This is a genomic window from Rhizobacter koreensis, from assembly GCF_013366375.1.
Lineage (GTDB): Bacteria > Pseudomonadota > Gammaproteobacteria > Burkholderiales > Burkholderiaceae_C > Schlegelella_A > Schlegelella_A koreensis.
Genome location: NZ_JABWMJ010000004.1, coordinates 298,098 through 322,675 on the forward strand (window position 1 = coordinate 298,098; position 24,578 = coordinate 322,675).

23 protein-coding genes are annotated in these 24,578 nt (G+C 70.5%); 17 read left to right on the plus strand and 6 right to left on the minus strand.

The genetic code is table 11. From position 1 onward, the window contains the following. The first annotated feature begins 11 nt into the window (after positions 1–11). The 5 genes from HQN59_RS10740 to clpB all read left to right on the plus strand — a co-directional run bounded on the left by HQN59_RS10740 (position 12) and on the right by clpB (position 5,180). On the plus strand, positions 12–1,244 hold the full coding sequence (locus HQN59_RS10740) for a molybdopterin molybdotransferase MoeA (RefSeq protein ID WP_176068994.1): 1,233 nt from the start codon (positions 12–14) through the stop codon (positions 1,242–1,244). Beyond that, entirely contained in the window at positions 1,241–1,492 is a 252-nt protein-coding gene (locus HQN59_RS10745; protein ID WP_176068996.1) for a MoaD/ThiS family protein, read from the plus strand. The genes HQN59_RS10740 and HQN59_RS10745 overlap by 4 nt, the downstream gene beginning before the upstream one ends. 1 nt (position 1,493) lies before the next feature. After that, entirely contained in the window at positions 1,494–1,991 is a 498-nt protein-coding gene (locus tag HQN59_RS10750; RefSeq protein WP_176068998.1) for a molybdenum cofactor biosynthesis protein MoaE, read from the plus strand. 46 nt (positions 1,992–2,037) lie between these two features. Next, complete coding sequence (gene crcB / locus HQN59_RS10755; protein ID WP_176069000.1) at positions 2,038–2,430, plus strand: fluoride efflux transporter CrcB; 393 nt, start codon at positions 2,038–2,040, stop codon at positions 2,428–2,430. A 161-nt stretch (positions 2,431–2,591) separates the two neighbouring features. Next, entirely contained in the window at positions 2,592–5,180 is a 2,589-nt protein-coding gene (clpB, locus tag HQN59_RS10760; RefSeq protein ID WP_176069003.1) for an ATP-dependent chaperone ClpB, read from the plus strand. 114 nt (positions 5,181–5,294) lie between these two features. On the opposite strand, the gene HQN59_RS10765 is transcribed toward clpB, so the two are convergent. After that, positions 5,295–6,755 (minus strand): hypothetical protein, encoded by a 1,461-nt coding sequence (locus HQN59_RS10765; RefSeq protein WP_176069004.1) that lies wholly within the window; start codon positions 6,753–6,755, stop codon positions 5,295–5,297. Positions 6,756–7,089: 334 nt separating this feature from the next. Between HQN59_RS10765 and rpsF the strand changes: the two genes are divergently transcribed. From rpsF to HQN59_RS10815, 10 genes are all read left to right on the plus strand, one after another. Continuing rightward, on the plus strand, positions 7,090–7,455 hold the full coding sequence (gene rpsF, locus HQN59_RS10770) for a 30S ribosomal protein S6 (RefSeq protein WP_176069006.1): 366 nt from the start codon (positions 7,090–7,092) through the stop codon (positions 7,453–7,455). Between the two features lie 37 nt (positions 7,456–7,492). Then, positions 7,493–7,774, plus strand: a complete 282-nt coding sequence (gene priB, locus HQN59_RS10775) for a primosomal replication protein N (RefSeq protein ID WP_176069008.1) — start codon at positions 7,493–7,495, stop codon at positions 7,772–7,774. Positions 7,775–7,835: 61 nt separating this feature from the next. Further along, positions 7,836–8,126, plus strand: a complete 291-nt coding sequence (gene rpsR / locus HQN59_RS10780) for a 30S ribosomal protein S18 (protein WP_176069010.1) — start codon at positions 7,836–7,838, stop codon at positions 8,124–8,126. An 11-nt stretch (positions 8,127–8,137) separates the two neighbouring features. Further along, entirely contained in the window at positions 8,138–8,590 is a 453-nt protein-coding gene (gene rplI / locus HQN59_RS10785) for a 50S ribosomal protein L9 (RefSeq protein WP_176069012.1), read from the plus strand. Positions 8,591–8,766: 176 nt separating this feature from the next. Then, positions 8,767–10,200: a replicative DNA helicase gene (gene dnaB, locus HQN59_RS10790; RefSeq protein ID WP_176069014.1), complete on the plus strand. Its 1,434-nt coding sequence runs from the start codon at positions 8,767–8,769 to the stop codon at positions 10,198–10,200. A gap of 147 nt (positions 10,201–10,347) precedes the next feature. Then, positions 10,348–11,232, plus strand: coding sequence for an alpha/beta fold hydrolase (locus HQN59_RS10795; RefSeq protein ID WP_176069016.1), 885 nt, complete (start codon positions 10,348–10,350; stop codon positions 11,230–11,232). Beyond that, complete coding sequence (dusA, locus tag HQN59_RS10800) at positions 11,225–12,262, plus strand: tRNA dihydrouridine(20/20a) synthase DusA (protein WP_425342710.1); 1,038 nt, start codon at positions 11,225–11,227, stop codon at positions 12,260–12,262. The genes HQN59_RS10795 and dusA overlap by 8 nt, the downstream gene beginning before the upstream one ends. Positions 12,263–12,496: 234 nt before the next feature. Beyond that, the gene (locus HQN59_RS10805) at positions 12,497–14,764 is read left to right on the plus strand and encodes a hybrid sensor histidine kinase/response regulator (protein WP_217704028.1); all 2,268 of its coding nucleotides are present in this window, start codon (positions 12,497–12,499) and stop codon (positions 14,762–14,764) included. Between the two features lie 76 nt (positions 14,765–14,840). Further along, positions 14,841–15,272, plus strand: coding sequence for a hypothetical protein (locus HQN59_RS10810; RefSeq protein ID WP_176069020.1), 432 nt, complete (start codon positions 14,841–14,843; stop codon positions 15,270–15,272). Next, positions 15,269–16,894 carry a diguanylate cyclase domain-containing protein gene (locus tag HQN59_RS10815; protein WP_176069022.1) on the plus strand — a complete coding sequence of 542 codons (1,626 nt, stop codon included), beginning with the start codon at positions 15,269–15,271 and terminating at the stop codon, positions 16,892–16,894. The genes HQN59_RS10810 and HQN59_RS10815 overlap by 4 nt, the downstream gene beginning before the upstream one ends. 10 nt (positions 16,895–16,904) lie before the next feature. On the opposite strand, the gene HQN59_RS10820 is transcribed toward HQN59_RS10815, so the two are convergent. Genes HQN59_RS10820 through HQN59_RS10835 form a run of 4 tightly spaced genes read right to left on the minus strand, consistent with a single transcriptional unit; the run spans position 16,905 to position 20,797 of the window. Beyond that, positions 16,905–17,819 (minus strand): DMT family transporter, encoded by a 915-nt coding sequence (locus HQN59_RS10820; protein ID WP_176069024.1) that lies wholly within the window; start codon positions 17,817–17,819, stop codon positions 16,905–16,907. A 16-nt stretch (positions 17,820–17,835) separates the two neighbouring features. Next, positions 17,836–18,768, minus strand: coding sequence for an ABC transporter permease (locus HQN59_RS10825; RefSeq protein ID WP_246294835.1), 933 nt, complete (start codon positions 18,766–18,768; stop codon positions 17,836–17,838). Then, on the minus strand, positions 18,765–19,691 hold the full coding sequence (locus HQN59_RS10830; RefSeq protein WP_176069026.1) for an ABC transporter permease: 927 nt from the start codon (positions 19,689–19,691) through the stop codon (positions 18,765–18,767). The genes HQN59_RS10825 and HQN59_RS10830 overlap by 4 nt, the downstream gene beginning before the upstream one ends. Continuing rightward, positions 19,688–20,797: an ABC transporter ATP-binding protein gene (locus tag HQN59_RS10835; protein ID WP_176069028.1), complete on the minus strand. Its 1,110-nt coding sequence runs from the start codon at positions 20,795–20,797 to the stop codon at positions 19,688–19,690. The genes HQN59_RS10830 and HQN59_RS10835 overlap by 4 nt, the downstream gene beginning before the upstream one ends. Positions 20,798–21,045: 248 nt before the next feature. On the opposite strand from HQN59_RS10835, the gene HQN59_RS10840 reads away from it, so the two are divergent. Next, positions 21,046–21,456: a nuclear transport factor 2 family protein gene (locus HQN59_RS10840; RefSeq protein WP_176069030.1), complete on the plus strand. Its 411-nt coding sequence runs from the start codon at positions 21,046–21,048 to the stop codon at positions 21,454–21,456. A gap of 86 nt (positions 21,457–21,542) precedes the next feature. On the opposite strand, the gene aptA is transcribed toward HQN59_RS10840, so the two are convergent. Further along, a complete protein-coding gene (aptA, locus tag HQN59_RS10845) occupies positions 21,543–22,901 on the minus strand; it encodes an omega-aminotransferase AptA (protein ID WP_176069032.1) in 1,359 nt (452 codons plus the stop codon). A 279-nt stretch (positions 22,902–23,180) separates the two neighbouring features. Between aptA and aceA the strand changes: the two genes are divergently transcribed. Further along, on the plus strand, positions 23,181–24,479 hold the full coding sequence (aceA, locus tag HQN59_RS10850) for an isocitrate lyase (RefSeq protein ID WP_176069034.1): 1,299 nt from the start codon (positions 23,181–23,183) through the stop codon (positions 24,477–24,479). The last annotated feature ends 99 nt before the right edge of the window (positions 24,480–24,578 follow it).

Here is a 24,578-nt window from a genome sequence, read left to right on the forward strand (position 1 = left end):
GCCAGCCGCCGATGAGCACGCCGGCCCCGCTGCTGACGCTCGAGGAGGCGCTCGCGCGGCTGCTCGGGGCGGTCGCGCCGCTGCCGGCGAGCGACGCTGTCGAGGTGCCGACGCTCGACGCGCTCGGCCGCGTGCTCGCCGCCGACGTGACGTCGATCTGCGACGTACCGCCGGCCGACAACAGCGGCATGGACGGCTATGCGGTGCGTGTCGCCGACGTGCCGCGGGCGGGCGCCTGGCTGCCGGTCTCGCAGCGCGTACCCGCCGGCAGCGTGCCGCGGCCGCTCGCGCCCGGCACCGCGGCGCGCATCTTCACCGGAGGACAGGTACCGCCCGGCGCCGACGCGGTGGTGATGCAGGAGCGCTGCGTGGCCGAGGGCGACCGGGTCCGCATCGACGTCGACCCGCAGCCGGGCCAATCGATCCGGCGCCGCGGCGAAGACATCGCGGCCGGGAGCGTGGTGCTCGGCGCCGGCACCCGCCTCACGCCGCAGGCGCTCGGCCTCGCGGCATCGGCGGGCGCCGCCACCCTGCGCGTTGCGCGCCGGCCGCGCGTCGCGCTGTTCTCGACCGGCGACGAGCTCGCGATGCCGGGCGAGCCGCTCGCGCCCGGCGCGATCTACAACTCGAACCGCTTCATGCTGCACGCGGCGATCCGCGCGCTCGGCTGCGACTGCGACGACCTCGGCATCGTCCCCGATCGGCTCGACGCCACCCGCGATGCGCTGCGCCGCGCCGCCGCGCACAGCGACCTCATCGTGACGAGCGGGGGCGTCTCGGTCGGCGAAGAGGATCACCTCAAGCCGGCGCTCGAAGCCGAGGGCCGGCTCGATCTCTGGGAGCTCGCCGTCAAGCCCGGCAAGCCGCTCGCGTTCGGCAAGGTGTTCCGCGGCGACGATACGGCGGCATGGTTCGTCGGCCTGCCGGGCAACCCGGTGTCGAGCTTCGTGACCTTCCAACTCGCCGTGCGGCCGCTGTTGCTGCGCCTGCAGGGCGCCGTCGATGTCGAGCCCAAGCCGCTGCTGCAGCGTGCCGACTTCGACTGGCCGCGTCCGGACCGGCGCCGCGAGTTCCTGCGTGTGCGGCGCAACGCCGCCGGTGGGCTCGACCTGTTCCCGAATCAGGGCTCGGGCGTGCTCACGTCGGTGGTGTGGGGCGACGGCGTCGTCGACAACCCGCCCGGCCAGGCGATCCGTCCCGGCGATACGGTGCGGTATCTGTCGTTCGGCGAATGGCAAGCATGAACATTCGGGTGCGCTACTTCGCGTCGGTGCGCGAGGCGCTCGGCGCCGGCGAAACGCTGCAGATCGACGCACCGGCGACGGTGGGCGACGTCCGCGATGCACTGATCGCGAGGAGCCCCGAACACGCGCGCGTCCTCGCGCGCGACCGCCTGCTGCGCAGCGCGCTCGACCAGGTGCTGTGCGCCGAGTCGGCGGCGGTCGGCGACGGCGCCGAGGTCGGCTTCTTCCCGCCGGTGACCGGGGGCTAGGGTGGCCGCCCCGCGCGTCGCGGTGCAGACCGCCGATTTCGACCTCGGCGCCGAGGTCGCGCGGCTCCGTCGCGGCGATCTCGGCGTGGGCGCGGTCGTCGCCTTCGTCGGGACGGTGCGCGACCGCAGCGACGGCGCCGACGTGGCCTCGATGGAGCTCGAGCACTACCCGGGCATGACCGAGGCGAGCATCGAACGCATGATCGACGCCGCCTTCGAACGCTTCGACATCCGCGCCGCCAGGGTGATTCATCGTGTCGGCCTGCTGCAGCCGCTCGAGCAGATCGTGCTGGTGGTGGTCACGTCGGCGCACCGCGGCGCCGCGTTCGAGGCCTGCGAGTTCCTGATGGATTACCTGAAGACGCAGGCGCCGTTCTGGAAGAAGGAGACGACGCCCGCCGGCGCGCGCTGGGTCGACGCCCGCGTCAGCGACGACGCGGCGCTGCGCCGCTGGGGCATCCAGGCCGGCAACGCTTCGGTCGAGCCGCCTGCCGCATGAGCGGCGACCGCGCAGCGCCGTTGTCCGAACCGGCGCCGACGCGCCGATGCTGAACGGCGCGCCGCTCGCGCCCCAGGTCGCGGCCGTCGCCGGCGGGGCCGCAGTCGGCGCACTGCTGCGCTGGGGTGCGGCGCTGGCCCTGAACGGGCGCTGGACGGGCTTTCCGCTCGGCACGCTGACGGTGAACGTGATCGGCGGGCTGCTGATCGGCGCCGCGCTCGCCGTGTTCGAGCGACAGCCGAACGACCTGCTGCGCCTCCTGGTGGTGACGGGCTTCCTCGGCGGCTTCACCACCTTCTCGGCGTTCTCGGTCGAGTCGCTGCTGATGCTGCAGCGCCAGGAGTGGGTGCTGGCGCTGCTGCATACGGTGGCTCACGTGGCGGGCTCGCTCGCCTGCGCGGCGATCGGCTACCGACTGATCCGGACGATCGTCGGCTGACCCGTCGCTGCGTTGCGAGTGGCCGCGGCGCCGTGACGTCCCGGCGACCGAACGTTCGTCGGGTGCGCGACTCGACGCAGCGCCGATTCGCCCCGCTGCCACCATGGCCTTGAAAAAGGCTCGCGGCTGCCTCACTTCGAGCGCATTCGGGGGACACCACCATGCGATTCGACAAACTCACAACCACTTTCCAGCAAGCGCTCGCCGACGCGCAGAGCCTTGCCAACGGGCGAGACAACCCGTACATCGAACCGGCTCACCTGCTCTCGGCCATGCTGACGCAGGCCGATGGCGCCAAGGCGCTGCTGCAGCGCGCGGGCGTCAACGTCGGCGCGCTGCAGGCCGCGGCTGACGCCGAGATCGGCAAGCTCCCGCAGGTGCAGGGCGGCGAGCAGGTGCAGCCGAGCCGCGAACTCCTCGGGTTGCTACAGGCCGCCGAGAAGGAAGCCACCAAGCGGGGCGACCAGTTCATCGCGAGCGAAATGTTCCTGCTTGCGCTCGCCGAATCGAAGACGCCGATCGGCCAGGCCGCACGCGACGCCAGCCTCAGCCGCAAGGCGCTCGAGGCAGCGATCGACGCCGTCCGCGGCGGCCAGAACGTCGACAGCGCCGACGCCGAAGGGCAGCGCGAGGCGCTCAAGAAGTACACGCTCGACCTCACCGAGCGGGCGCGCAGCGGCAAGCTCGACCCGGTGATCGGCCGCGACGACGAGATCCGGCGCGCGATCCAGGTGCTGCAGCGCCGCACCAAGAACAACCCGGTGCTGATCGGCGAGCCGGGCGTCGGCAAGACCGCGATCGTCGAGGGCCTGGCCCAGCGCATCGTCGCCGGCGAGGTGCCCGACACGCTCAAGGACAAGCGCGTGCTGGTCCTCGACATGGCGCTGCTGCTCGCCGGCGCGAAGTACCGCGGCGAGTTCGAGGAGCGTCTGAAGTCGGTGCTGAAGGAAGTCGCGCAGGACGAGGGGAAGACCATCGTCTTCATCGACGAGATCCACACCATGGTCGGCGCCGGCAAGGCCGAAGGCGCGATCGACGCCGGCAACATGTTGAAGCCCGCGCTCGCCCGTGGCGAGCTGCACTGCATCGGCGCGACCACGCTCGACGAGTACCGCAAGTACATCGAGAAGGACGCCGCGCTCGAGCGCCGCTTCCAGAAGATCCTGGTCGGCGAGCCGAGCGTCGAGGCGACCATCGCGATCCTGCGCGGCCTGCAGGAGAAGTACGAGGTCCATCACGGGGTCGAGATCACCGACCCGGCGATCGTCGCCGCCGCCGAGCTGAGCCACCGCTACATCACCGACCGCTTCCTGCCCGACAAGGCGATCGACCTGATCGACGAGGCCGCGTCGAAGGTGAAGATCGAGCTCGACTCGAAGCCCGAGGCGATGGACCGGCTCGACCGCCGGCTGATCCAGCTCAAGATCGAGCGCGAGGCTGTCAAGAAGGAGAAGGACGAGGCGTCACGCCGGCGCTTGGCGCTGATCGAGGAGGAGCTCGACCGCCTGCAGCGCGAGTACTCCGACCTCGAGGAGATCTGGAAGGCCGAGAAGGCCGCGGCGCAGGGATCGGCGCAGCTGCTCGAGGAGATCGACCGCACCCGCTTCCAGATCGACGAGCTCACGCGCAAGGGCGACTACGAGAAGGTTGCGCGGCTGCGCTACGAGACGTTGCCGGAGCTCGAGCGCAAGCTCAAGGAGGCGCAGGCCAAGGAGCAGAAGGGCGGCGCGGGCAGCGCCCCCAAGCTCGTGAAGAACGAGGTCGGCGCCGAGGAGATCGCCGACGTGGTCGCGCGTGCGACGGGCATTCCCGTCTCGAAGCTGATGCAGGGCGAGCGCGACAAGCTGCTGCAGATGGAAGCCAAGCTCCACGAGCGCGTCGTCGGCCAGGACGAGGCGATCAGCGCGGTCGCCAACGCGATCCGCCGCTCGCGCTCGGGGCTTTCCGACCCGAACCGGCCGACCGGCTCGTTCCTGTTCCTCGGGCCCACGGGCGTCGGCAAGACCGAGCTCTGCAAGGCGCTCGCCGGGTTCCTGTTCGACTCGACCGACCACCTGATCCGCATCGACATGAGCGAGTTCATGGAGAAGCACTCGGTGAGCCGGCTGATCGGCGCGCCGCCGGGCTACGTCGGTTACGACGAAGGCGGCCACCTCACCGAGGCGGTGCGCAGGAAGCCCTACAGCGTGGTGCTCCTCGACGAGGTCGAGAAGGCGCACCCGGACGTCTTCAACGTGCTGCTGCAGGTGCTCGACGACGGGCGTCTCACCGACGGGCAGGGCCGCACGGTCGACTTCAAGAACACGGTGATCGTGATGACGTCCAACCTCGGCTCGCAGATGATCATGCAGATGGCCGGCGAGAGCCACGAGGCGATCTTCGATGCGGTCTGGGGCGAGGTGAAGGCGCATTTCCGGCCCGAGTTCCTGAACCGGATCGACGAGGCCGTCGTGTTCCATGCCCTGGACGCGAAGAACATCCAGGCCATCGCGAAGATCCAGCTGAAGGCGCTCGAGTCGCGACTCGAGAAGATGGAGATGAAGCTCGAGGTCTCGCCGGCGGCGCTGGCGCAGCTGGCCAAGGCCGGCTTCGATCCGGTGTTCGGCGCACGGCCGCTCAAGCGCGCGATCCAGCGCGAGATCGAGAACCCGGTCTCGAAGCTGATCCTGGAGGGCCGATTCGGCCCCAAGGACGTGATCCCGGTCGACTTCGAGGACGGCCAGTTCGTCTTCGAGCGCGTCGTCCACTGACCGGGCGCCGCTCGCGCGGCAAGGCCCGCCACGCTCGCGCGTGTGCGGGCCTTTTCCTTGCGGTCGACGCGCGCGCGACGGATCGGCGGGAGGGCGCGCGCGAGCGCGGCGCGTCTACGCCGGATGCGCCTCGTCGAACAGCGCGTCGAGGCGCTGCACCTGCAGTCGTGCGAGCGTGAGGTTCGAGGTCGCGCGGTCGAGCACGACGTGCAGCGCGGTACCGGGGTGCTTGGGCACCGCACGCAGCAGCAGGTGATGCGAGCCGAGCGTGATCGCGGCCTCCGGCAGCAGGTGCCCGAAGCCGAGCGTGCGACTCGTCGTCGTCATCGCCGCGAGCAGCTCGTTGCCGTGCGTCGCGAGGTCGCCCGACGTCGGCCCGGTGCCCACGTAGGCGATCGCCCGGCCGCTACCGGTCTCAAACACGCAGCAGCCGACGACGCCGCTCAGCTCGCCGATCTGCCGCACGTACCGGTCGAGCTGCGACGGATGGCCCGCATCCGCCGGCGCATCGGCGACGATCGCGTCCGAGCGCACCGGCAGCGGCGCGGGATGCGCGTCGAGCGCGGCCGGCGCGCTGACCGGCGCGGCGCTGATGATCGGGCTGCGGCGCGCGCTGTACGGCTGCGGCGCGAAGCCGGCGAGCTCGGGAACATGCGCAGTGTCGGCGCTGCTCGGGTCGCGCAAGCGGCTCCAGGAGCCGGTGATGAAGCCCCACGCGTCCGCCGGCCGGGTGACCTGCGGGGTGGTGCGCACCGCGATGCCGGTGCCGCGCCCGAGCTCGGCGCCCTGGGTCGCGATCGTGCTCGACGACGACAGCGGCAGCAGCAGGACCTGCCGGTTCGGCCACGGGCCGGTGAGGATTTCGTCGTGCAGCGGCTTGAGAGCGGCGGCGAGCGCGTGCGCCGGCAGGTCGCCGATCATGAGGACGCCCAGACGGCTGTGCGCGAGCAGGGTCCGGGCGATCGCGTGACGCGCCGCGGTGTCGGCGTCGACCTCGGTCGAGTAGAGACGCACCGGGCGGGTGCCGACCACCGCCAGGTCGACGAACTCGATCGTCGCGAGCGGCGTGCCGTAGCCCTGGCGCCGGATCACGAGCTTCTGCACCGCGCGACCACTCGCTGCGGCAATGCCGATCAGGAGCTTGCGCGACGAGGTGGTCGAGACGTCGTGCACCGCGATGAACTCGGGTCGCAGATGCTCGAACTGCTGCTGCAGCGCGAAGGCGGGGTCGGACGAGACGAACAGCTCGCGCTCGTTGTTGCCGATCTGGCGCCCGATCTCGTCCTTCTCGCCCGAGAGATATTCGCTTTCGTCGCCGAGCAGCTGGGTCGCGAGGGCGGTCTGCGCGCGCGTCTCCTGCCACGCGTCGGGGAGCTGGGCGCCGGTCGGCGGCCGCATCGGCGGCGCGTCGGCGGGCTTGGCGGCGGGCGGCGGAAGCGGCGCCTGGGCCCGCGTCGGCTGCCACTCGTCGAGGGCAGGGCCGCGCGGGAACGCCCGCGTGGGCGCCCATTCGGAGCCGGCCTCGCTGTCGCTCGCGTCGGGACGCGTTCTTCCGGAGTCGCCCGAGTTGTTCATTCAGCGTCCACGTTGGCGAACATGCTTCAGCTCCGGGCCTGCCGGTGTCGAGACGCGGGCAGGGCCATCCATTGCGGGACAACAGGGCTGGAGCCCGCGAGTGTAGAGACGATGCGGTGCAAAGGGGGCGGCGCGGAGCGCTCGCGACGCAACAACTGCACACACGTGCGAGCTGCGCGCCGCATCATGCCCGGCCTGACGCCCCGAAGCGTCAGCCGATTGCGGGCTTTCCAGAGGTCTCGCTCTCGGGCTATAATCGTCGGCTTTTCCCTTGCTGGCACGGGTATCGACGCTTACGTGCCGGCTTCCATTTCGGAATCCACAAGGAGATCACATGCGTCACTACGAAATCGTGCTCCTGATCCACCCGGATCAGAGCGAACAGGTTCCGGCGATGCTGGAACGCTACAAGGGCATCGTGACCGCCGGCGGCGGCAAGGTGCACCGCGTCGAGGACTGGGGCCGCCGTCAGCTGGCCTACATGATCCAGAAACTCGCGAAGGCGCACTACCTGTGCATCAACATCGAGTGCGACAAGGCGGTGCTGGCCGAACTCGAGACCGGCTTTCGCTTCAACGACGCCGTGCTGCGCCACCTGACGGTGGTGAAGGATCACGCCGAGACCACGCCGTCCGTGATGATGAAGAACGCCGACCGCGACGAGTCGCGCCGCGCGCCGCAGCCGGAAGCCGCGAGCTGATCGAGCCGACCGCGCGCCCGTCGGGCCTGCCGGCGCGATGAACCGCCTGGTTCTGCGCGCCAAGCTGGTCGAAAGGGCGGCACTGCGCTACACGCCGGCCGGGCTCCCGGCCCTCGACGTCGGCCTCGAACACGAGTCCGAGGTGACGCAGGAAGGTCAGCCTCGCAAGATCCGCTTCGAGATCCGCGCCCGCGGCATCGGACGGATCACCGAGCGGCTCGCCGCTCTCGAGCTCGGCAGCGAGCACGGCTTCGGCGGCTTTCTCGGCGCGCAGCGCAATGGACGCGGCATCGTTTTTCACGTGACCGAGCTGGATTGAGCCAGCGGTCAACCCTGTTTGTTCCCGCGCAAGCGGACCGATTAGATAGAAAGAGGTCAATATGCCCCCGCCACGTGGTAAAGGCCGGTTCTCGAAGGACCGCAAGCCCAAGCGCAATACCCAGTCGCTGCTGTTCCGTCGCAAGCGCTTCTGCCGCTTCACCGTCACCGGTGTCAAGCAGATCGACTACAAGGACATCGACACCCTGCGCGACTTCATCGGCGAGAACGGCAAGATCACGCCGGCCCGCCTGACGGGCACCCGTGCGTTCTTCCAGCGCCAGCTGACGACCTGCATCAAGCGGGCACGTTTCCTCGCGATGCTGCCGTACAGCGACCAGCACAAGTTCTGAGGAGCCGAGCCATGCAAGTCATTCTTCTGGAAAAGGTCGGCAACCTCGGCAACCTGGGCGACGTCGTCAAGGTCAAGGACGGCTACGCGCGCAACTTCCTGATCCCGACGCGCGCCGCGCGCCGGGCGACCGAAAGCGCCATCAAGGAGTTCGAAGCCAAGCGCGCCGAGCTCGAGAAGGCCGCCGCCGAGCGCCTCGCCGCCGCGCAGGCCCTGGGCGAGAAGATGAACGGTCGGACCGTTCACATCACGCAGAAGGCCGGCGTCGACGGTCGCCTGTTCGGCTCGGTCACCAACGCCGACGTCGCCGATGCGCTCACCCGCATCGACTTCAAGGTCACCAAGGCGCAGGTGCGCATGCCCAACGGTCCGCTCAAGACCGTCGGCGAGCACACCGTGACGGTCGCGCCGCACAGCGACGTGGTCGCCGAAGTCAAGGTGGTCGTGCTCGGCGAAACCGCCTGAGTCTCGACAGGTCTCGCGTCCCGGGGCCCTCGGCCTCGCGGCGTCCGCTCAGGGCCGGCTTTGCCGGCCCTGAGCGTTTGCGGCGTCGGTTTTCCACGCCTGTGCACCTCGCATCCCCTGGATTTCCACAGGGTTGCGCACCGGCGTCCGCCAGGCCGCCACCTATCATCCGTCTCGTGTCTGCCGTCTTTTCGCCTTCCGAATCGTCCCCCAGCGCGCGCCTCGACGACGAGGTCGCGCGCCTCAGGATCCCGCCGCATTCCGTGGAGGCCGAGCAGAGCGTGCTCGGAGGCCTGCTGCTCGACAACAGCGCCTGGGATCGCAGCGCCGACCTGATCGACGAAACCGACTTCTACCGCTTCGAGCACCGCCTCATCTACACGGCGATCGCGGGGCTGGTGAACGGCGGCAAGCCGGCCGACGTGATCACCGTCTTCGAGCAGCTGCAAAGCCTCGGCAAGGCCGACGAATGCGGCGGTCTCGCCTACCTGAACGCCCTCGCGCAGAGCGTGCCGAGCGCGGCCAACATCCGACGTTATGCCGAGATCGTGCGCGAGCGCGCGGTGCTGCGAAAGCTGGTCGCCGCGAGCGACGAGATCGCGACCGCGGCGTTCAACCCGCAGGGCCGCCCGGTCTCGCAGATCCTGGATGAGGCCGAGGGCCGCATCTTCCGCATCGGCGAGGAGGGCTCGCGGTCGCAGCAGGGCTTCCAGCGCATGGACCAGCTGGTCGCCGCGCTGATCGAACGCGTCAACGAACTGCACGAGAACGGCGCCGAAGAGGTGACCGGCGTGCGCACGGGCTTTTACGACCTCGACCGGCTCACCTCGGGCCTGCAGGCCGGCGACCTCATCATCCTCGCGGCCCGGCCGTCGATGGGCAAGACCGCGTTCGCGCTCAACATCGCCGAGCACGTCGCGGTGCGCGAAGGCCTGCCGGTGGTGGTGTTCTCGATGGAAATGGGTGCGGCCCAGCTCGCGCTGCGGATGGTCGGCTCGCTCGGCCGCATCGACCAGTCGCACCTGCGTACCGGCGCGCTCCGCGACGACGAATGGGGGCGCCTCACCGAAGCGGTCGAGAAGCTCGGCAAGGTGAGCCTCTTCATCGACGAGAGCGGCGCGCTGACGCCGAGCGAGGTGCGCGCTCGCGCGCGGCGCCAGGCCCGCATGTGCGGCCAGCTCGGCCTCATCGTGGTCGACTACCTGCAGCTGATGAGCGGCAGCGCCGGCACCAGCGAGGAGAACCGCGCCACCGTCATCGGCGAGGTGTCGCGCGGCCTCAAGTCGCTGGCCAAGGAGCTCAAGTGCCCGGTGATCGCGCTGTCGCAGCTCAACCGCAGCGTGGAGACGCGCACCGACAAGCGCCCGCTGATGAGCGACCTGCGTGAATCGGGTGCCATCGAACAGGACGCCGACGTGATCATGTTCATCTACCGCGACGACTACTACAACAAGATCGACGGTCCGACGCCGAGCAAGGAGCCGGGCATCGCGGAGATCATCATCGGCAAGCAGCGCAATGGTCCGACCGAAACCTTCAAGCTCGCGTTCCTGAAGCCGCTGACCAAGTTCGAGAACCTGGCACCGGGCAGCTTCGGCGGCGACTACTGACGGCCCGAGCGCCGAGCGGCAACCCGCTCCGGCATTGCGGCGCTGCGGCGCGGCCGGCGCTGCCTTCGGCGGCGTGTCTGTCGAGGCCGACGCGGGCCACGGATCGCCGGCCGCCGACCACCCCACTGCCGCCATTACTTCTTTCCGATGCAGCTCACCGCCAACGGGATCCGCCTCGAGGTCGAGGACCATGGCTCGCGGAACGGCGAGCCGCTGCTGCTGGTGATGGGCCTCGGCATGCAGCTCATCGCCTGGCCCGACGGCTTCGTCGATGCCCTCGTCGCGCGCGGCTTTCGCGTGATCCGCTTCGACAACCGCGACATCGGTCTCAGCCAGTCGTTCGACCATCTCGGCACGCCCAACCTGATGCGCGAGTGGTTCCGCATGACGCTCGGCCTGCCGATGCGCAGCGCCTATTCGCTCGCCGACATGGCGGGTGACGCGGTCGGCGTGCTCGACGGGATGGGCATCGCGCGTGCGCACGTCTGCGGCGCCTCGATGGGCGGCATGATCGCGCAGCACCTCGCCGCGAGCCACGCCGATCGCGTGAAGAGCGCGACCCTCGTGATGACGACGAGCGGCGCGCGGCATCTGCCGGGGCCGTCGCTCGCCGTCAGCCGCGCGCTGATCGCGCGGCCGCGCAAGCCGTATCGGCGTGCCGAGATCATCGAGCACTACGTGCAGCTCTATGCGCTGATCGGCAGCCCCGGCTTTCCGACCGCCGATGCCGAACTGCGCGAGCAGCTCGGCCTCGCGGTCGACCGCTCGTACCACCCGCAGGGCAGCGCGCGGCAGCTGATGGCGATCGTCGCCGACGGCGACCGCACGTCGCTGCTCGGCGCGATCCGCGCGCCGACCCAGGTGATCCACGGTGCCGCCGATCCGCTGGTGCCGCTGCCCGCCGGCCGCGAGCTCGCGCGCCGCATCGGTGGCGCCGAGCTCGACGTGATCGACGGCATGGCGCACGACCTCCCCGAAGCGCTGTGGCCGCGCTTCGTCGACGGCATCGCCAAGGCAGCCGGCCGTGCTTGAGCCGCGCAACGCCGCCGATGTGGGCCGCCGCGTGTCGGTCGCGCCGATGATGGACTGGACCGATCGCCACTGCCGGTTCTTCCATCGCCTGCTGACGCGCCGCACGCTGCTCTACACCGAGATGGTGACCACGGGCGCGCTGCTGCATGGCGACGTGCGGCGCCACCTCGTGTTCGATGCCCTCGAGCACCCGCTGGCCTTGCAACTCGGCGGCAGCGAGCCGGCGGACCTTGCGCACTGCGCGCGTCTGGGCGAGGCCTGGGGCTACGACGAGATCAACCTCAACTGCGGCTGTCCGAGCGAGCGCGTGCAGCGCGGCGCGTTCGGCGCCTGCCTGATGGCCGAGCCGCGGCTGGTCGCCGACTGCGTGCGCGCGATGCGCGACGCCGTGTCGGTGCCGGTGACCGTGAAGCACCGCATCGGCATCGATCGCATCGAGGGCGACGACTTCGTGCGCGACTTCGTCGGTACCGTCGCCGATGAGGGCGGCTGCAGCGTCTTCATCGTGCATGCGCGCAGCGCCTGGCTGAAGGGCCTCAGCCCCAAGGAGAACCGCGAGATCCCGCCGCTGCGCTATGCGACGGTGCAGCGCCTCAAGCGCGAGTTCCCGCACCTGACCTTCGTCGTCAACGGCGGCATCGCCGGCGATGCCGCGATCGCCGAGCACCTCGAGCACGTCGACGGCGTGATGATCGGGCGTGCGGCGTACCACCAGCCGTACGACATGGCCGCCTGGGACGCGCGCTTCCATGGCGATGCCGGGGCGCTGCCTGCCGACCGCGACGCCATCGAGGATGCGATGGTCGACTACCTCGAGCGCCTGGCCGCGACCGGCGAGCCGTGGACGCATGCGTCGCGCCACATGCTGGGGCTGCGTAACGGCATGCCGGGCGCACGCCACTGGCGCCGCGTCTGGTCCGACCATCGGCTCGCCTCGCGCTCGCCGCGCGAGGTGTCGACGCTCGCCCGCGCGGCGCTCCGCGACGCGCAGCACGCGCGCGAGGACGCGCCGGCCGATGTCGCGCGATGACCGGTGCACCGTCCGTCGGCGCGCACGCCACCTCGACGCCAGCGACTGCGTTAGAGTGCAGCCGCTTCCGCTCGCTGGAACCACCCCGCGCCCGCCGGCGTACGCTGCCGGCGCTCCTGCAGCCATGATGAACCCGCCGATCGTCCTGGCCGAGCCCCTCTCCCAGTCGCGCGCATGCCGCGCGCCGGCCGTGCGCAGGTCGCTGCGCGGCGTCGACAGCGCACCCCGAAGCCGATGACCCACGATTCTGCCGGCGAGCAAGGGGGGCCTCCCGGTGCCGCCGGGGGCGGCGCTACCGTCGCGGTAGCGCCGCGCGAAAGCGTCGAGAGCGAGCTGCGGCGCGCCCGTGACGCGCTCGAGCAGCAGTCGCGCGAGCTCGTCGAGTCGCTGTCGATCATGCACGCGACGCTCGAGGCGTCGACCGACGCGATCCTGGTCACCGACCGCGCGGGCAAGGTGCGCGCGTTCAATGCGAACTACGTCAACCTCTGGCAGTTGCCCGACGAGGTGATGGCGCCACGCGAGCATCGCCGCATCGTCGAGTTCAAGTCGGCCCTGGCGCCCGACGCCGCGGCATTCGTCGCGCGCATCGACGCCATCTATCGTCAGCCCGAGCAGGACATGTACGACCTCCTGAGGCTGCGCGACGGGCGTGCCGTCGAGCGGTTTTCGCAGGTGCAGAGGATCGGCGGCCAGGCGTCGGGGCGGGTGTGGATCTATCGCGACGTCACCGAGCGTGAGCGCGCCGAGCGAGCCTTGCGCGACGAGACGCGCATGCTCGAGCTGCTGAACCAGACCGGCAAGGCGATCGGCTCGACGCTCGACCTGCAGCCTCTGCTGCAGTCGATCACCGACGCGGCGACCCAGCTCAGCGGCGCGAGCTTCGGCGCTTTCTTCTACAACACCGTCGACGAGCGCGGCGAGGCGTTCCAGCTCTACACGCTCGCCGGCGCGCCGAAGGAGGCGTTCGGCGGCTTCGGCCACCCGCGTGCGACGCCGCTGTTCGGGCCGACCTTCCGCGGCGAGGCGCCGATCCGCTCGGACGACGTCCGCGTCGACCCGCGTTATGGCCAGTGGGACCCCCATCGCGGCCTGCCGCCGGGCCACCTGCCGGTGCGCAGCTACCTCGCGGTGCCGGTGGTCGCACGCGGCGGCGAGGTGCTCGGCGGCCTCTTCTTCGGCCATCCCGAGCCCGGCGTGTTCAGCGAGCGCACCGAGCGCCTGATCGTCGGCGTCGCCGCGCAGGCGGCGGTCGCGATCGACAACGCGCGCCTCTACGACCAGGTGCGGCGCACCGCCAGCGAGCGCGAGCGCCTGTTCGAGGCCGAGCGCGCGGCGCGTGCGGAAGCCGACCGGGTCGGCCGCATGAAGGACGAGTTCCTGGCGACGCTGTCGCACGAGCTGCGCACGCCGCTCGGCGCGATCCTCGGCTGGTCGCACGTGCTGCTGATGGGCCACAGCAGCCCGGAGGACACGCGGCGCGCGCTCGAGACGATCGTGCGCAACGCGAATGCGCAGACCCAGCTGATCGACGACCTGCTCGACATGAACCGCATCGTCGCCGGCAAGATCCGCCTCGAGGTGCAGCCGGTCGACCTCGCGTCGGTGATCAACGCGGCGGTCGAGTCGGTCCGGCTCTCGGCCGAGGCCAAGGAGATCCGGCTCACGACGATCCTCGACTCGCTGATCGGCGCCGTGTCGGGCGACCCGCAGCGCCTGCAGCAGGTGGTGTGGAACCTGCTCAGCAACGCGATCAAGTTCACGCCCAAGGGCGGCAAGGTCGACGTGCTGCTCGAGCGCGTCGAGTCGTCGGTCGAGATCACCGTCAGCGACACCGGCACGGGCATCGAGCCCGAGTTCCTGCCGTACGTGTTCGATCGTTTCCGGCAGGGCGATGCGTCGACCGCGCGCAGCCACGGCGGCCTTGGCCTCGGCCTCTCGATCGTCAAGCAGCTCGTCGAGCTGCACGGCGGACGCGTCGCGGCGCGCAGCCGCGGGCCGGGGCAGGGCGCGACCTTTGTCGTGAGCCTGCCGTTGCCGGCGCTGCGCGAGACAGCCCGCGACGCCGCCGAGCCCCGCCCCGTGCTGTTCGCCGAGCACGACACGCTGCTCGAGGGGTTGCGCGTGCTGGTGGTCGACGACGAACGCGACGCCCGCGAACTGGTGCGCGAGGTGCTCGAGCGCTGCGCCGCCGAGGTGCTGACCGCCGCGAACGCCGACGAAGCGCTCGACACGCTGCGCCGCGAGCGGCCCGACCTCGTCATCAGCGACATCGGCATGCCCGGGCGCGACGGCTATCAGTTCGTGCGCGCCGTGCGCGCGCTGCCCGACGCCGAGGGCGGCCGCACGCCGGCGATCGCGCTCACGGCGTTCGCCCGCTCGGAGGACCGCACGCGTGCGATGGTCGCCGGCTACCAGGTGCACGTCGCCAAGCCGCTCGACCTGCAGGAGCTGATCGCAACGGTCGCGAGCCTAGCCGGGCGCACCGGGCGCGCCGCCTGAGCTTTTTCGTCGGCGTTGCCCGCCGCCACGCTGCCCGGGGCGTAGGATGCCGATCCGGCCCCAGCAACGTGCTCCGATGGACGGCGAAACCAGCCAGCGACTCGCGTCGGCGCTCCTGCAGCGCGCGGGCGATCCCGCCGATCCGTCTCGCGTCGCCGATGCCGTCGGCGAGCTCTGGAGGTCGATCGACGCGACGCTGAATCCGCTGATCGGCGACGGTGGCGTCCGCGCCCTCTACCAGCGCAGCGTGCAGCTCGCGACGCGTCGGGCACCGTCGTTCGCGCCGCTGCAGGCGAGCCTGCACGCGGCGGTCGACCTCGACCGCCTGCGGGCGACGCTCGCGCGCTGCAGCAGCGCCGAAGCAAGCGCGGGCGGCGCCGCGCTGATCCAGACCTTCTGCGAGCTGCTCGCCGACCTGATCGGCGCGCGCCTCGCAGACCGGCTGCTGGACCCGACGCTCGCCGAGTTCATGCAGCGCGCCGACAGCGAAGCGGTGGCGCCGACGTGAGCGCGGTGCTGCCGGGTACGACCGAGCCTGCGCCGGGCGCCGAACTCGCGGCGCTGCATGCGCAGATCGAGGCTGCGCGTGCCGAGCTCGCCGGGCTGCGCCGCGAGATCGCGGTCGCGCGGGCGCAGCTCGCCGCCACGCCGGCAAGCCGCCTCGTCGAGATCAACGAGCACCTCGTCGTCGCCGCGCTGCGCGCGCAGAGCGATGCCGAGAAGGCCGCGAGCGCGCTCGAGGTGGCCTCGCGCAGCGCCGAGTTCGACGCGCTCACCGAGCTCCCGAACCGCCTGCTGCTGCACGACCGCCTGGCCACCGCCCTGGCGCATGCCAAGCGGAACCAGGGGCGTCTGGCGCTGCTCTTCCTCGATCTCAACCACTTCAAGGAGATCAACGACACCCTCGGCCATGGGGTCGGCGACCAGGTGCTCAAGCTCGCCGCCGAGCGGCTGACCGGGGCGGTGCGCGAGGTCGACACCGTGAGCCGTCTCGGCGGCGACGAGTTCGTGATCGTGCTCGTGGGCGTGTCGCAGGCCGCCGACGCGGTGCTGATCGCCAAGAAGATCATCGCCGCGCTCGGCGTGCCGCTGGTGCTCGCGGGGCACGTGCTGCGCCTGACCGCCAGCATCGGCATCAGCCTCTACCCGGACGACGGCGTCGACGCCGACGTGCTGATCGACCGTGCCGACGCCGCCATGTACCAGGCCAAGCGCCAGGGCCTCGGCAGCCTGGTGTTCCATGGCGGGAGCCCCTTGCCGGCGACCAGCCCGGAGCCGCTCGCACTCGCCGCGCTCACGCGCCCGGTGATGCACGTCGAGACGGTGCTCGCCAACCAGGAGCGGCGCAATGCCGAGCTGCGCGAGGCGAACGAGCAGCTGGTGCTGATGACGCTCGGTGCGCTCGAGCTGCAGGCCGCCGCCGAGCGCGCGCAGCGCCAGCAGTCCGAGTTCCTCGCGATCGTCGCGCACGAGCTGCGCAACCCGATCGGTCCGGTGCGGTTCGCCGCCGCGCAGCTCGGGCTCATCGATGCCGAAGAGCCGAAGCTGCAGCGCGCGCAGGCGATCATCGAACGCCAGGTCGAGCACCTGTCCCGCCTCATCGACGACCTGCTCGACGTCTCGCGCGTCGGCACCGGCACGCTGCGCCTGATGCGCGCGCCCGTCGACCTGCGCGGCGTCATCGACGACGCCGCGCTCGCGTCGCGCGCGGCGATGGATCTGCGCCTGCAGCACTTCAGCGTGCAGCTGCCCGCGGCGCTGCCGGCGATCGACGGCGACGTGCTGCGGCTCACGCAGGTGATCGGCAACCTGCTCGACAACGCGTCCAAGTACACGCGCGAAGGCGGCACAATCGCGCTGTCGGCGACCGTCGAGAGCAGCTGCGTGGTCGTCTCGGTGGCCGACAACGGCATCGGCATGTCGCCCGACGCGCTCGGCTCGGTGTTCCAGCTGTTCGTGCAGGAGCGCCATGCGGTCGGCGTCGATGGTGCCGGCCTGGGCATCGGGCTCATGGTCGTGCGCGCGCTGGTCGAGGCGCACGGAGGCAGCGTCGTCGCCACCAGTCCCGGCGTGGGCCTCGGCAGCCGCTTCGTCGTCAGGCTGCCGATCGACGCACCGGCGCCCGGCTGATCGCTTCAGGTCAGCGGCGCGGCGGCGGCACGGGCCGCGTCGCGAGCACGATGCCGACGAGGGCGAACGCCAGCGCCGCGGCGTGCGTCGTGCCGAACGGCTCGCCGAACACCAGCGCACCGATCGCTCCGGCACTGAGCGGCAGCAGCACCGTGAACACGCCGGCCGAGCTCGCCGGGACGTGCTTGAGACCGGTCATCCAGAGCCACACCGTCAGGATGCTGGCGGCGATCGCATAGGCGGCGAGCAGCGCCCACGAGCCCACGCCGACGGCGCCGAAGTCGAAGCGCGTCGCCTGCCAGACGCCGAGCGGCGTGACCAGGGCGAAGCCCCAGGCGTTGATCAGCGCACTGATGCGGGTCGGCTTGACGCGGCCGCTCAGCTGCTTGCCGATCACCACGTAGAGCGCCTCGCAGACGAGGGCGCCCACCAGCAGCACGTAGCCGAGCGGCCGTGCCGGCGCGACCTCGCTCGGCGGGGTGCCGAGGGCGACCAGGGCGATGCCGATCACGGCGCAGGCGACCGCCGCCAGCACGCGGGCGTCGATGCGCTCGCGCAGCAGGAGCCACGACATGAGGGCCACGCTCGCCGGCAAGGCCGCGAGCGTCACGCCCGCGGCGAGCGCCGACGTCATCGCGACGCCGTAGAGCATGCAGATCGAGAACAGGCAGTTCCCGAAGAACGATTCGGCGAACAGCAGCCAGCGGTCGCGGCGTTCGAGGGGCGGTGCGCCCGCGCCGCCGCGCAGCCAGCCGAGCATCGCGACGCCCGCGATCGCGAAGCGGATCCACGCGAGCAGGAACACCGGGAACACCGCGACCAGCGCCTTCGCGAGGCCGACGTAGGCGCCGACGATCGACATGCTCGCGGCGAGTGCCGCGTAGGCATGCCAGGGGATGGGTGCGGTCGCGGCGACGCGGCTCATGACGAAATTCCGCGGGTCAGCCCCCGCGTGCGGCGGCGGCGATGTCGGCGGCACGCTGGCGCTCGCGACGCGCGATCACGAGGCTCGCGATGACGACGCCGATCGCGACCGCGGTGATGATGATCGTCGCCACCGCGTTGACGCTCGGGTTCAGCCCGAGGCGAGCGCGCGAGAAGATGACCAGCGGCAAGGTGGTCGCGCCGGGCCCCGAGAGGAACGCCGACAGCACGACGTCGTCGAGCGACAGCGTGAAGGTGAGCAGCCATGCCGAGACCAGCGCCTGCGCGATCATCGGCAGCGTGACCAGGTGGAACACCTGCCACGGGCGTGCGCCGAGGTCCATCGCCGCCTCTTCCAGCTGCGCATTGAGCGTCTGCAGGCGCGCCTGCACGATGACGGTCGCGTAGGCCATGCCGAGCAGCAGGTGACCGAGCCAGATGGTCAGCATGCCGCGCTCGGGAAAGCCGACGCCGAACGCCGATTCGGTGGCGCGCTGCACCGCCACCAGCATGAGCAGCAGGGAGAGACCGACGATGACCTCGGGCATGACCAACGGCGCCGCGACCATGCCGGCGAACAGCGTGCGCCCCTTGAAGCGCCGGTAGCGGTCGAGTGCAAAGGCGGCGAGCGTGCCCAGCACGACCGACGCACACGCGGTGGCGAACGCGATCTTCAGCGACAGCCACAAGCCCGCGAGGATCTCGCGGTCGTCGGCGAGGGCGGCGTACCACTTAAGCGTGAAGCCCTGCCACACGTTCGCGACCGGCGAGTCGTTGAACGAGTAGAGCACCAGGGCGACGATCGGCACGTAGAGGAACGCGTAGCCGAGCACCAGCCAGGCGCCACCGAGCCACGCGGCACCTGCTCGTGCGGGGGCGTGGCGACGCCGGGGTGACGTTGCCGTCACCGTCGCCATCGGCTCGCCGCCCCCTTGCGCTGCGTGGCTCATCGGCCTTGCTCCACCGCTTCGGCGCGAACCTTGCTGAAGATCGCGACCGGCACGATCACGAGCAGGATCATCGCGACCGCGACCGCGCACGCCATCGGCCAGTCGTTGTTGCTGAAGAACTCGTCCCAGAGGGTCCGACCGATCATCTGCGTCTGCGGGCCGCCGAGCAGCTCAGGGATCACGTATTCGCCGACGCACGGGATGAACACCAGCATCGAGCCGGCGACGATGCCGGCGCGCGACAGCGGGACGGTGATCTTCCAGAAGCCGACCCACGCCGTCGCGCCGAGGTCGTAGGCGGCCTCGAGCAGCCGCAGGTCCATCTTCTCGAGCGTCGAGTAGAGCGGCAGGATCATGAACGGCAGGTAGGTGTAGGTCATGCCGAGCACCAGCGAGAACGGCGAGTTCATCAGCTGGCCCGGCCCGGCGATGAGACCGGCGGCGGCGAGCAGGCGGTCGAGGCCGAGCGCCGCGATCGCCTCGGCGGCCCAGCCGTTCTCGCTGAGCAGGCCCTTCCACGCGTAGACACGCAGCAGGAACGAGGTCCAGAACGGCAGCATGACGAGCATCAGCAGCGCCGGTTGCACGCTGCGCCGCGCGCGCGCCATGAAGTACGCGAACGGGTAGCCGATCGCGAGGCAGAGCAGCGTCGTCGCCGCGGCGTACTTCAGGCTCGAGAGGTAGGTGGCGAGGTAGAGGTCGTCCTGAAGCAGCAGCGCGTAGGTGCCGAGCTTGACGCTGAAGGCGAGCGCGCCGTCGCGCCAGCTGACGAGATCGCTGAAGGTCGCGCCCTCCATCTCGGAGACGCTGATCTTCAGCACCACCAGGAACGGCAGCAGGAAGAAGACCAGCAGCCACAGGTACGGCACGCCGATGACGGCGAAGCGGCCGCTGCCGCGGCGCGGTTGGCGGCGCGGCGTCATCGCGTGAGCACCACCTGCGCGAGCGGCGACCACGTGGCCCACGCCTCGTCGCCCCAGGTGAGCGGCGCGTCGTCGTGGCGCTCGGTGTTGCTCTGGCTGATCTTGATCACGCGGCCGCTCGCGAGCGCCAGGTGGTAGACCGTGTAGCTGCCGAAGTACGCCATGTCCTTGATGCGGCCCTGCGCGCGGTTGAAGCGCGTCGCCGGGTCGCCTGCTGCTTCGGCCGCGGCGCTGCGCGAGATGCGGATCTTCTCGGGGCGCAGCGCGACCGTCACGGCCATCCCCTTGGTGCCGGTGATGCCGTGGCCGACGTAGTGCCGGCAATCGCCGCAGTCGACCACCACGTGGTCGGCCTCGTCCTCGACGAGCGTGCCGTCCATCAGGTTGACGTTGCCGATGAAGTCGGCGACGAACCGCGTCGCCGGCGTCTCGTAGATCTCGGCGGGCGTGCCGACCTGCAGGAAGCGGCCTTCGCTCATCACCGCGATGCGCGAGGCCATCGTCATCGCCTCTTCCTGGTCGTGCGTGACCATCACGCAGGTCACGCCGATGTCGTCGATGATGTTGGCGAGCTCGATCTGCGTTTCCTCGCGCAGCTTCTTGTCGAGCGCGCCGAGCGGCTCGTCGAGCAGCAGCAGCTGCGGCTTCTTGGCCAGGCTGCGTGCCAGCGCGACGCGCTGCTGCTGGCCGCCCGAGAGCTGGTGGGGCTTTCTCCCGGCGAACTTCTCCAGTTGCACCAGCTTGAGCATCGCGTCGACGCGCGCGTTCACCTCGGCGGACGGCAGGCGGTCGCGGCGCAGGCCGAACGCGATGTTGTCCGCCACGGTCAGGTGCGGAAACAGCGCGTAGCTCTGGAACATCATGTTCAGCGGCCGCGCGTACGGCGCGAGCGGAACCAGGTCCTGGCCGTCGAGCGTGATGCTCCCCGAGGTCGGCGTCTCGAAACCGGCGAGCATGCGCAGCAGCGTCGTCTTGCCGCAGCCCGACGAGCCGAGCAGCGCGAAGATCTCGCCCTTGGCGATGTCGATCGAGACGTTGTCGACGGCGCGATGGCCGCTGAAGTCCTTGACGAGGTTGCGGATCTGCAGAAACGTCGCGGCGGTCATGGAAGGCGGGGCAGGGTGGACGAGCCGGAGCCGGGCGCGTGCGCCCGGGCGCAAAACCCTCGATTGTCCATGCACGCAGGGCCGGCGGTGTGCTCGCCCGCCACGTTGACGCCGGGCATCGCGCGGCGTAGGTTCATCCGGCCCGCGTGGCGCGCGACGAACCGGCCCGTTCGGCTGGTCTCGCGTCCGCTGCGCGGCACGCCACGGGCCGGCGCGAGGCCCGATCTCCGCAACGCAAGGAGTTCGCCATGGCGGACCACGTCAACGTTCCGGGTGCGACGGTCGGTTGGACTGCCGACGACGCCTCGCAGCACCGCACGCCGCAGCAGGTGATGGACGCGCACTTCGCGGCGGTGCGAAGCGGCGAGCTCGCGCGGATCACCGCCGACTACGCACCCGACGCGGTGCTGATGCTCGCCGGCAGCGTCGCCGCGGGCCGCGAGCAGATCGGGTCGGCGTTCAGCGGACTCCTGCAGTCGGCCGGAGCGATCGCGAGCCTGGCCATCACGTCGCTCACCGTGCACGGCGGCTACGTGCTGCTGACGTACACGGTCGACAGCGAGCACATGCTGATCCCGGATGGCGTCGACACCTTCGTGATCGAGCGCGGGCGCATCAAGCTGCAGACCGCGCACTTCGGCGGCCTCTCGACGCGTTAGCGGGAACCGGCGGCGCCGGCGCGGGCGCGCCCCGGGCAGCAGGGCCGCCCGCCGGCGCGCTCGGCGCCGTGGCGGGCGTGAGGCGGCTACGCCTGGGCCTTCAGCACCTCGCCGATCGTGCCGGCGATCTGCTCGATGTGCGAGGTCTCGACGATCAGCGGCGGCGAGAGGGCGATGATGTCGCCCGTCACGCGGACCAGCACGCCGCGCCGCCAGCACTCGAGGAAGACGTCGAACGCGCGCTTGGCGGGCTGACCCGGGATCGGTTCGAGCTCGATCGCGCCGACGAGGCCGATGTTGCGCACGTCGAGCACGTGCGGCAGCCCCTCGAGCGCGTGCAGTGCGTCCTCGAAGGGTCTGGCCATGTCGGCGCCGCGCGTGAGCAGGCCGTCGTCGGCGTAGGTCTCGAGCGTCCCGAGCGCGGCCGCGCAGGCGAGCGGGTGCGCCGAGTAGGTGTAGCCGTGCGGGAATTCGATCAGGTGCTCGGGGCCGTTCATGAACGCATCGTGAATGAACGACTTCGCGAACACCGCGCCCATCGGCACGGAGCCGTTGGTGATGCCCTTGGCGACCGTCATCAGGTCGGGCGTGACGCCGAAGTAGTCGGCCGCGAACGGGGCTCCGAGACGGCCGAAGCCGGTGATCACCTCGTCGAAGATCAAGAGGATGCCGTGCTTGTCGCAGATCGCGCGCAGGCGCTCGAGGTAGCCCTTCGGCGGCAGCAGCACGCCGGTCGAGCCGGCGACCGGCTCGACGATCACCGCGGCGATGGTCGACGCATCGTGCAGCGCGACGATGCGCTCGAGGTCGTCGGCGAGCTCGGCGCCGTGCTCGGGCACCCCGCGAACGTGGCGGTTGCGGGCGAGATCGTGGGTGTGGCGCAGGTGGTCGACGCCGCCGAGCAGCGGTCCGAAGGTCTTGCGGTTGCCGGCGATGCCGCCGACCGACACGCCGCCGAAGTTCACGCCGTGGTAGCCGCGCTCGCGGCCGATGAGGCGGGTGCGGGTGCCTTCGCCACGCGCGCGGTGGTAGCCGATGGCCATCTTGAGCGCGGTCTCGACGGCCTCGGAGCCCGAGTTCGTATAGAACACCTTGTCGAGCCCGGCCGGCGTGATCTGCACCAGCTTCTCGGCCAGCTCGAACGCCTTCGGATGCCCCATGTTGAAGGGCGGCGCGAAGTCCATCTCGGCGGCCTGTTCGGCGATCGCGCGCACGATCTTCGGCCGCGCGTGACCGGCGTTGACACACCAGAGGCCAGCCACGCCGTCGAGGACCTGGCGGCCTTCCGGCGTCCAGTAGTGCATGCCGTCGGCGCGCGCGAGCAGGCGCGGCGCCTGCTTGAACTGGCGGTTCGCGGTGAACGGCATCCAGTACGCGTCGAGGTCGGCGGGCGCGGCGGCACCGGCCGCTTGTGCGAGCAGGGCGGGATCGAGGTCTTTGTGCATCGCCAGGACTCCGGTGGACGCGCGTTCGCGCGAAACGCCGAGTCTAGAAGATCGCTCGAGTGCGACCAGGGTGCGGGTTTCGGCCGTTCGTCACGACGCCTAGAATGCTGCACCGCCGCAAAACTGCCGCTCGGCCTTCGCCGGATGGCCCACGGCCGACGGTCTGCCGATTCGACACCGTTTCGGCACGAGTCCTTGAACATGACGCGCTATTCGGCCGCCGGGGATCACCGGTAGCCTGACGACATTCCGCAACGTCCCTCACCAAGGAGCTTTCCCATGACCACGCAGACCCGCGACCAACAGATTGCAGCGCTCGAGAAGGATTGGGCGGAGAACCCGCGCTGGAAAGGCATCAGGCGCGGCTACGCCGCCGCCGACGTCGTGAAGCTGCGCGGCTCGGTGCAGATCGAGCACACGCTCGCACGCCGCGGCGCCGAGAAGCTCTGGAACCTGGTCAACACCGAGCCGTTCGTCAACACGCTCGGCGCGCTGACCGGCAACCAGGCGATGCAGCAGGTCAAGGCCGGCCTCAAGGCGATCTACCTCTCGGGCTGGCAGGTGGCGGGCGACGCCAACGTCGCCGGCGAGATGTATCCCGACCAGTCGCTGTACCCGGCGAACTCGGTCCCGCTCGTCGTCAAGCGCATCAACAACACCTTCATCCGCGCCGACCAGATCCAGTGGTCCGAAGGCAAGGACGACGTCGACTACTTCGCGCCGATCGTCGCCGACGCCGAAGCCGGCTTCGGCGGCGTGCTCAACGCGTTCGAGCTGATGAAGTCGATGATCGACGCCGGCGCCGCGGGGGTGCACTTCGAGGACCAGCTCGCCTCGGTCAAGAAGTGCGGCCACATGGGCGGCAAGGTGCTGGTGCCGACGCGCGAGGCGGTTGCCAAGCTGGTGGCGGCGCGTCTCGCGGCCGACGTGATGGGGGTGCCGACGCTGGTGATCGCGCGCACCGACGCCGAAGCGGCCGACCTGCTGACCAGCGACATCGACGACAACGACAAGGCGTTCCTGACCGGCGAGCGCACCGTCGAGGGCTTCTATCGCACCCGGCCGGGGCTCGAGCAGGCCATCTCGCGCGGCCTTGCGTACTCCGAGGTCGCCGACATGGTGTGGTGCGAGACCGGCAAGCCCGACCTCGCGTACGCGAAGGCGTTCGCCGAGGCGATCCACCGCAAGTTCCCGGGCAAGCTCCTGGCTTACAACTGCTCACCCAGCTTCAACTGGAAAAAGAACCTCGACGATGCGACCATCGCCAAGTTCCAGCGCGAGCTCGGCGCGATGGGCTACAAGTTCCAGTTCATCACGCTGGCGGGCTTCCACAGCCTCAACTACTCGATGTTCAACCTGGCGCACGGCTACGCCCGCAACAACATGACGGCCTTCGTCGAGCTGCAGCAGGCCGAGTTCGCGGCCGCCGACAAAGGCTTTACCGCGGTGAAACACCAGCGCGAGGTCGGTACGGGATACTTCGACGCCGTGACCACGACGATCGAGCGCGAGGCATCCACGGGTGCGCTCAAGGGCTCGACCGAGGACGACCAGTTTTTCGATCAGAAGCACGCGTGACGCCGGCTCCGAACCCGCGGGCGTCGTCGCCCCGGGTTCGGGCCGCCAGTTCCGCTTGGCAAGCCCGACAATCGTCGGGCTTTTTTCATTTCCACCGCA

What these genes read in the sequence shown, in the direction of transcription:
- HQN59_RS10740 (WP_176068994.1), top strand. Translation starts at nt 12, where the DNA reads ATGAGCACGCCGGCCCCGCTGCTGACGCTCGAGGAGGCGCTCGCGCGG.
- HQN59_RS10745 (WP_176068996.1), top strand. Translation starts at nt 1,241, where the DNA reads ATGAACATTCGGGTGCGCTACTTCGCGTCGGTGCGCGAGGCGCTCGGC.
- crcB (WP_176069000.1), top strand. Translation starts at nt 2,038, where the DNA reads ATGCTGAACGGCGCGCCGCTCGCGCCCCAGGTCGCGGCCGTCGCCGGC.
- clpB (WP_176069003.1), top strand. Translation starts at nt 2,592, where the DNA reads ATGCGATTCGACAAACTCACAACCACTTTCCAGCAAGCGCTCGCCGAC.
- HQN59_RS10765 (WP_176069004.1), bottom strand. Translation starts at nt 6,755, where the DNA reads ATGAACAACTCGGGCGACTCCGGAAGAACGCGTCCCGACGCGAGCGAC.
- rpsF (WP_176069006.1), top strand. Translation starts at nt 7,090, where the DNA reads ATGCGTCACTACGAAATCGTGCTCCTGATCCACCCGGATCAGAGCGAA.
- priB (WP_176069008.1), top strand. Translation starts at nt 7,493, where the DNA reads ATGAACCGCCTGGTTCTGCGCGCCAAGCTGGTCGAAAGGGCGGCACTG.
- rpsR (WP_176069010.1), top strand. Translation starts at nt 7,836, where the DNA reads ATGCCCCCGCCACGTGGTAAAGGCCGGTTCTCGAAGGACCGCAAGCCC.
- rplI (WP_176069012.1), top strand. Translation starts at nt 8,138, where the DNA reads ATGCAAGTCATTCTTCTGGAAAAGGTCGGCAACCTCGGCAACCTGGGC.
- HQN59_RS10795 (WP_176069016.1), top strand. Translation starts at nt 10,348, where the DNA reads ATGCAGCTCACCGCCAACGGGATCCGCCTCGAGGTCGAGGACCATGGC.
- HQN59_RS10805 (WP_217704028.1), top strand. Translation starts at nt 12,497, where the DNA reads ATGACCCACGATTCTGCCGGCGAGCAAGGGGGGCCTCCCGGTGCCGCC.
- HQN59_RS10810 (WP_176069020.1), top strand. Translation starts at nt 14,841, where the DNA reads ATGGACGGCGAAACCAGCCAGCGACTCGCGTCGGCGCTCCTGCAGCGC.
- HQN59_RS10820 (WP_176069024.1), bottom strand. Translation starts at nt 17,819, where the DNA reads ATGAGCCGCGTCGCCGCGACCGCACCCATCCCCTGGCATGCCTACGCG.
- HQN59_RS10825 (WP_246294835.1), bottom strand. Translation starts at nt 18,768, where the DNA reads ATGAGCCACGCAGCGCAAGGGGGCGGCGAGCCGATGGCGACGGTGACG.
- HQN59_RS10830 (WP_176069026.1), bottom strand. Translation starts at nt 19,691, where the DNA reads ATGACGCCGCGCCGCCAACCGCGCCGCGGCAGCGGCCGCTTCGCCGTC.
- HQN59_RS10835 (WP_176069028.1), bottom strand. Translation starts at nt 20,797, where the DNA reads ATGACCGCCGCGACGTTTCTGCAGATCCGCAACCTCGTCAAGGACTTC.
- HQN59_RS10840 (WP_176069030.1), top strand. Translation starts at nt 21,046, where the DNA reads ATGGCGGACCACGTCAACGTTCCGGGTGCGACGGTCGGTTGGACTGCC.
- aptA (WP_176069032.1), bottom strand. Translation starts at nt 22,901, where the DNA reads ATGCACAAAGACCTCGATCCCGCCCTGCTCGCACAAGCGGCCGGTGCC.
- aceA (WP_176069034.1), top strand. Translation starts at nt 23,181, where the DNA reads ATGACCACGCAGACCCGCGACCAACAGATTGCAGCGCTCGAGAAGGAT.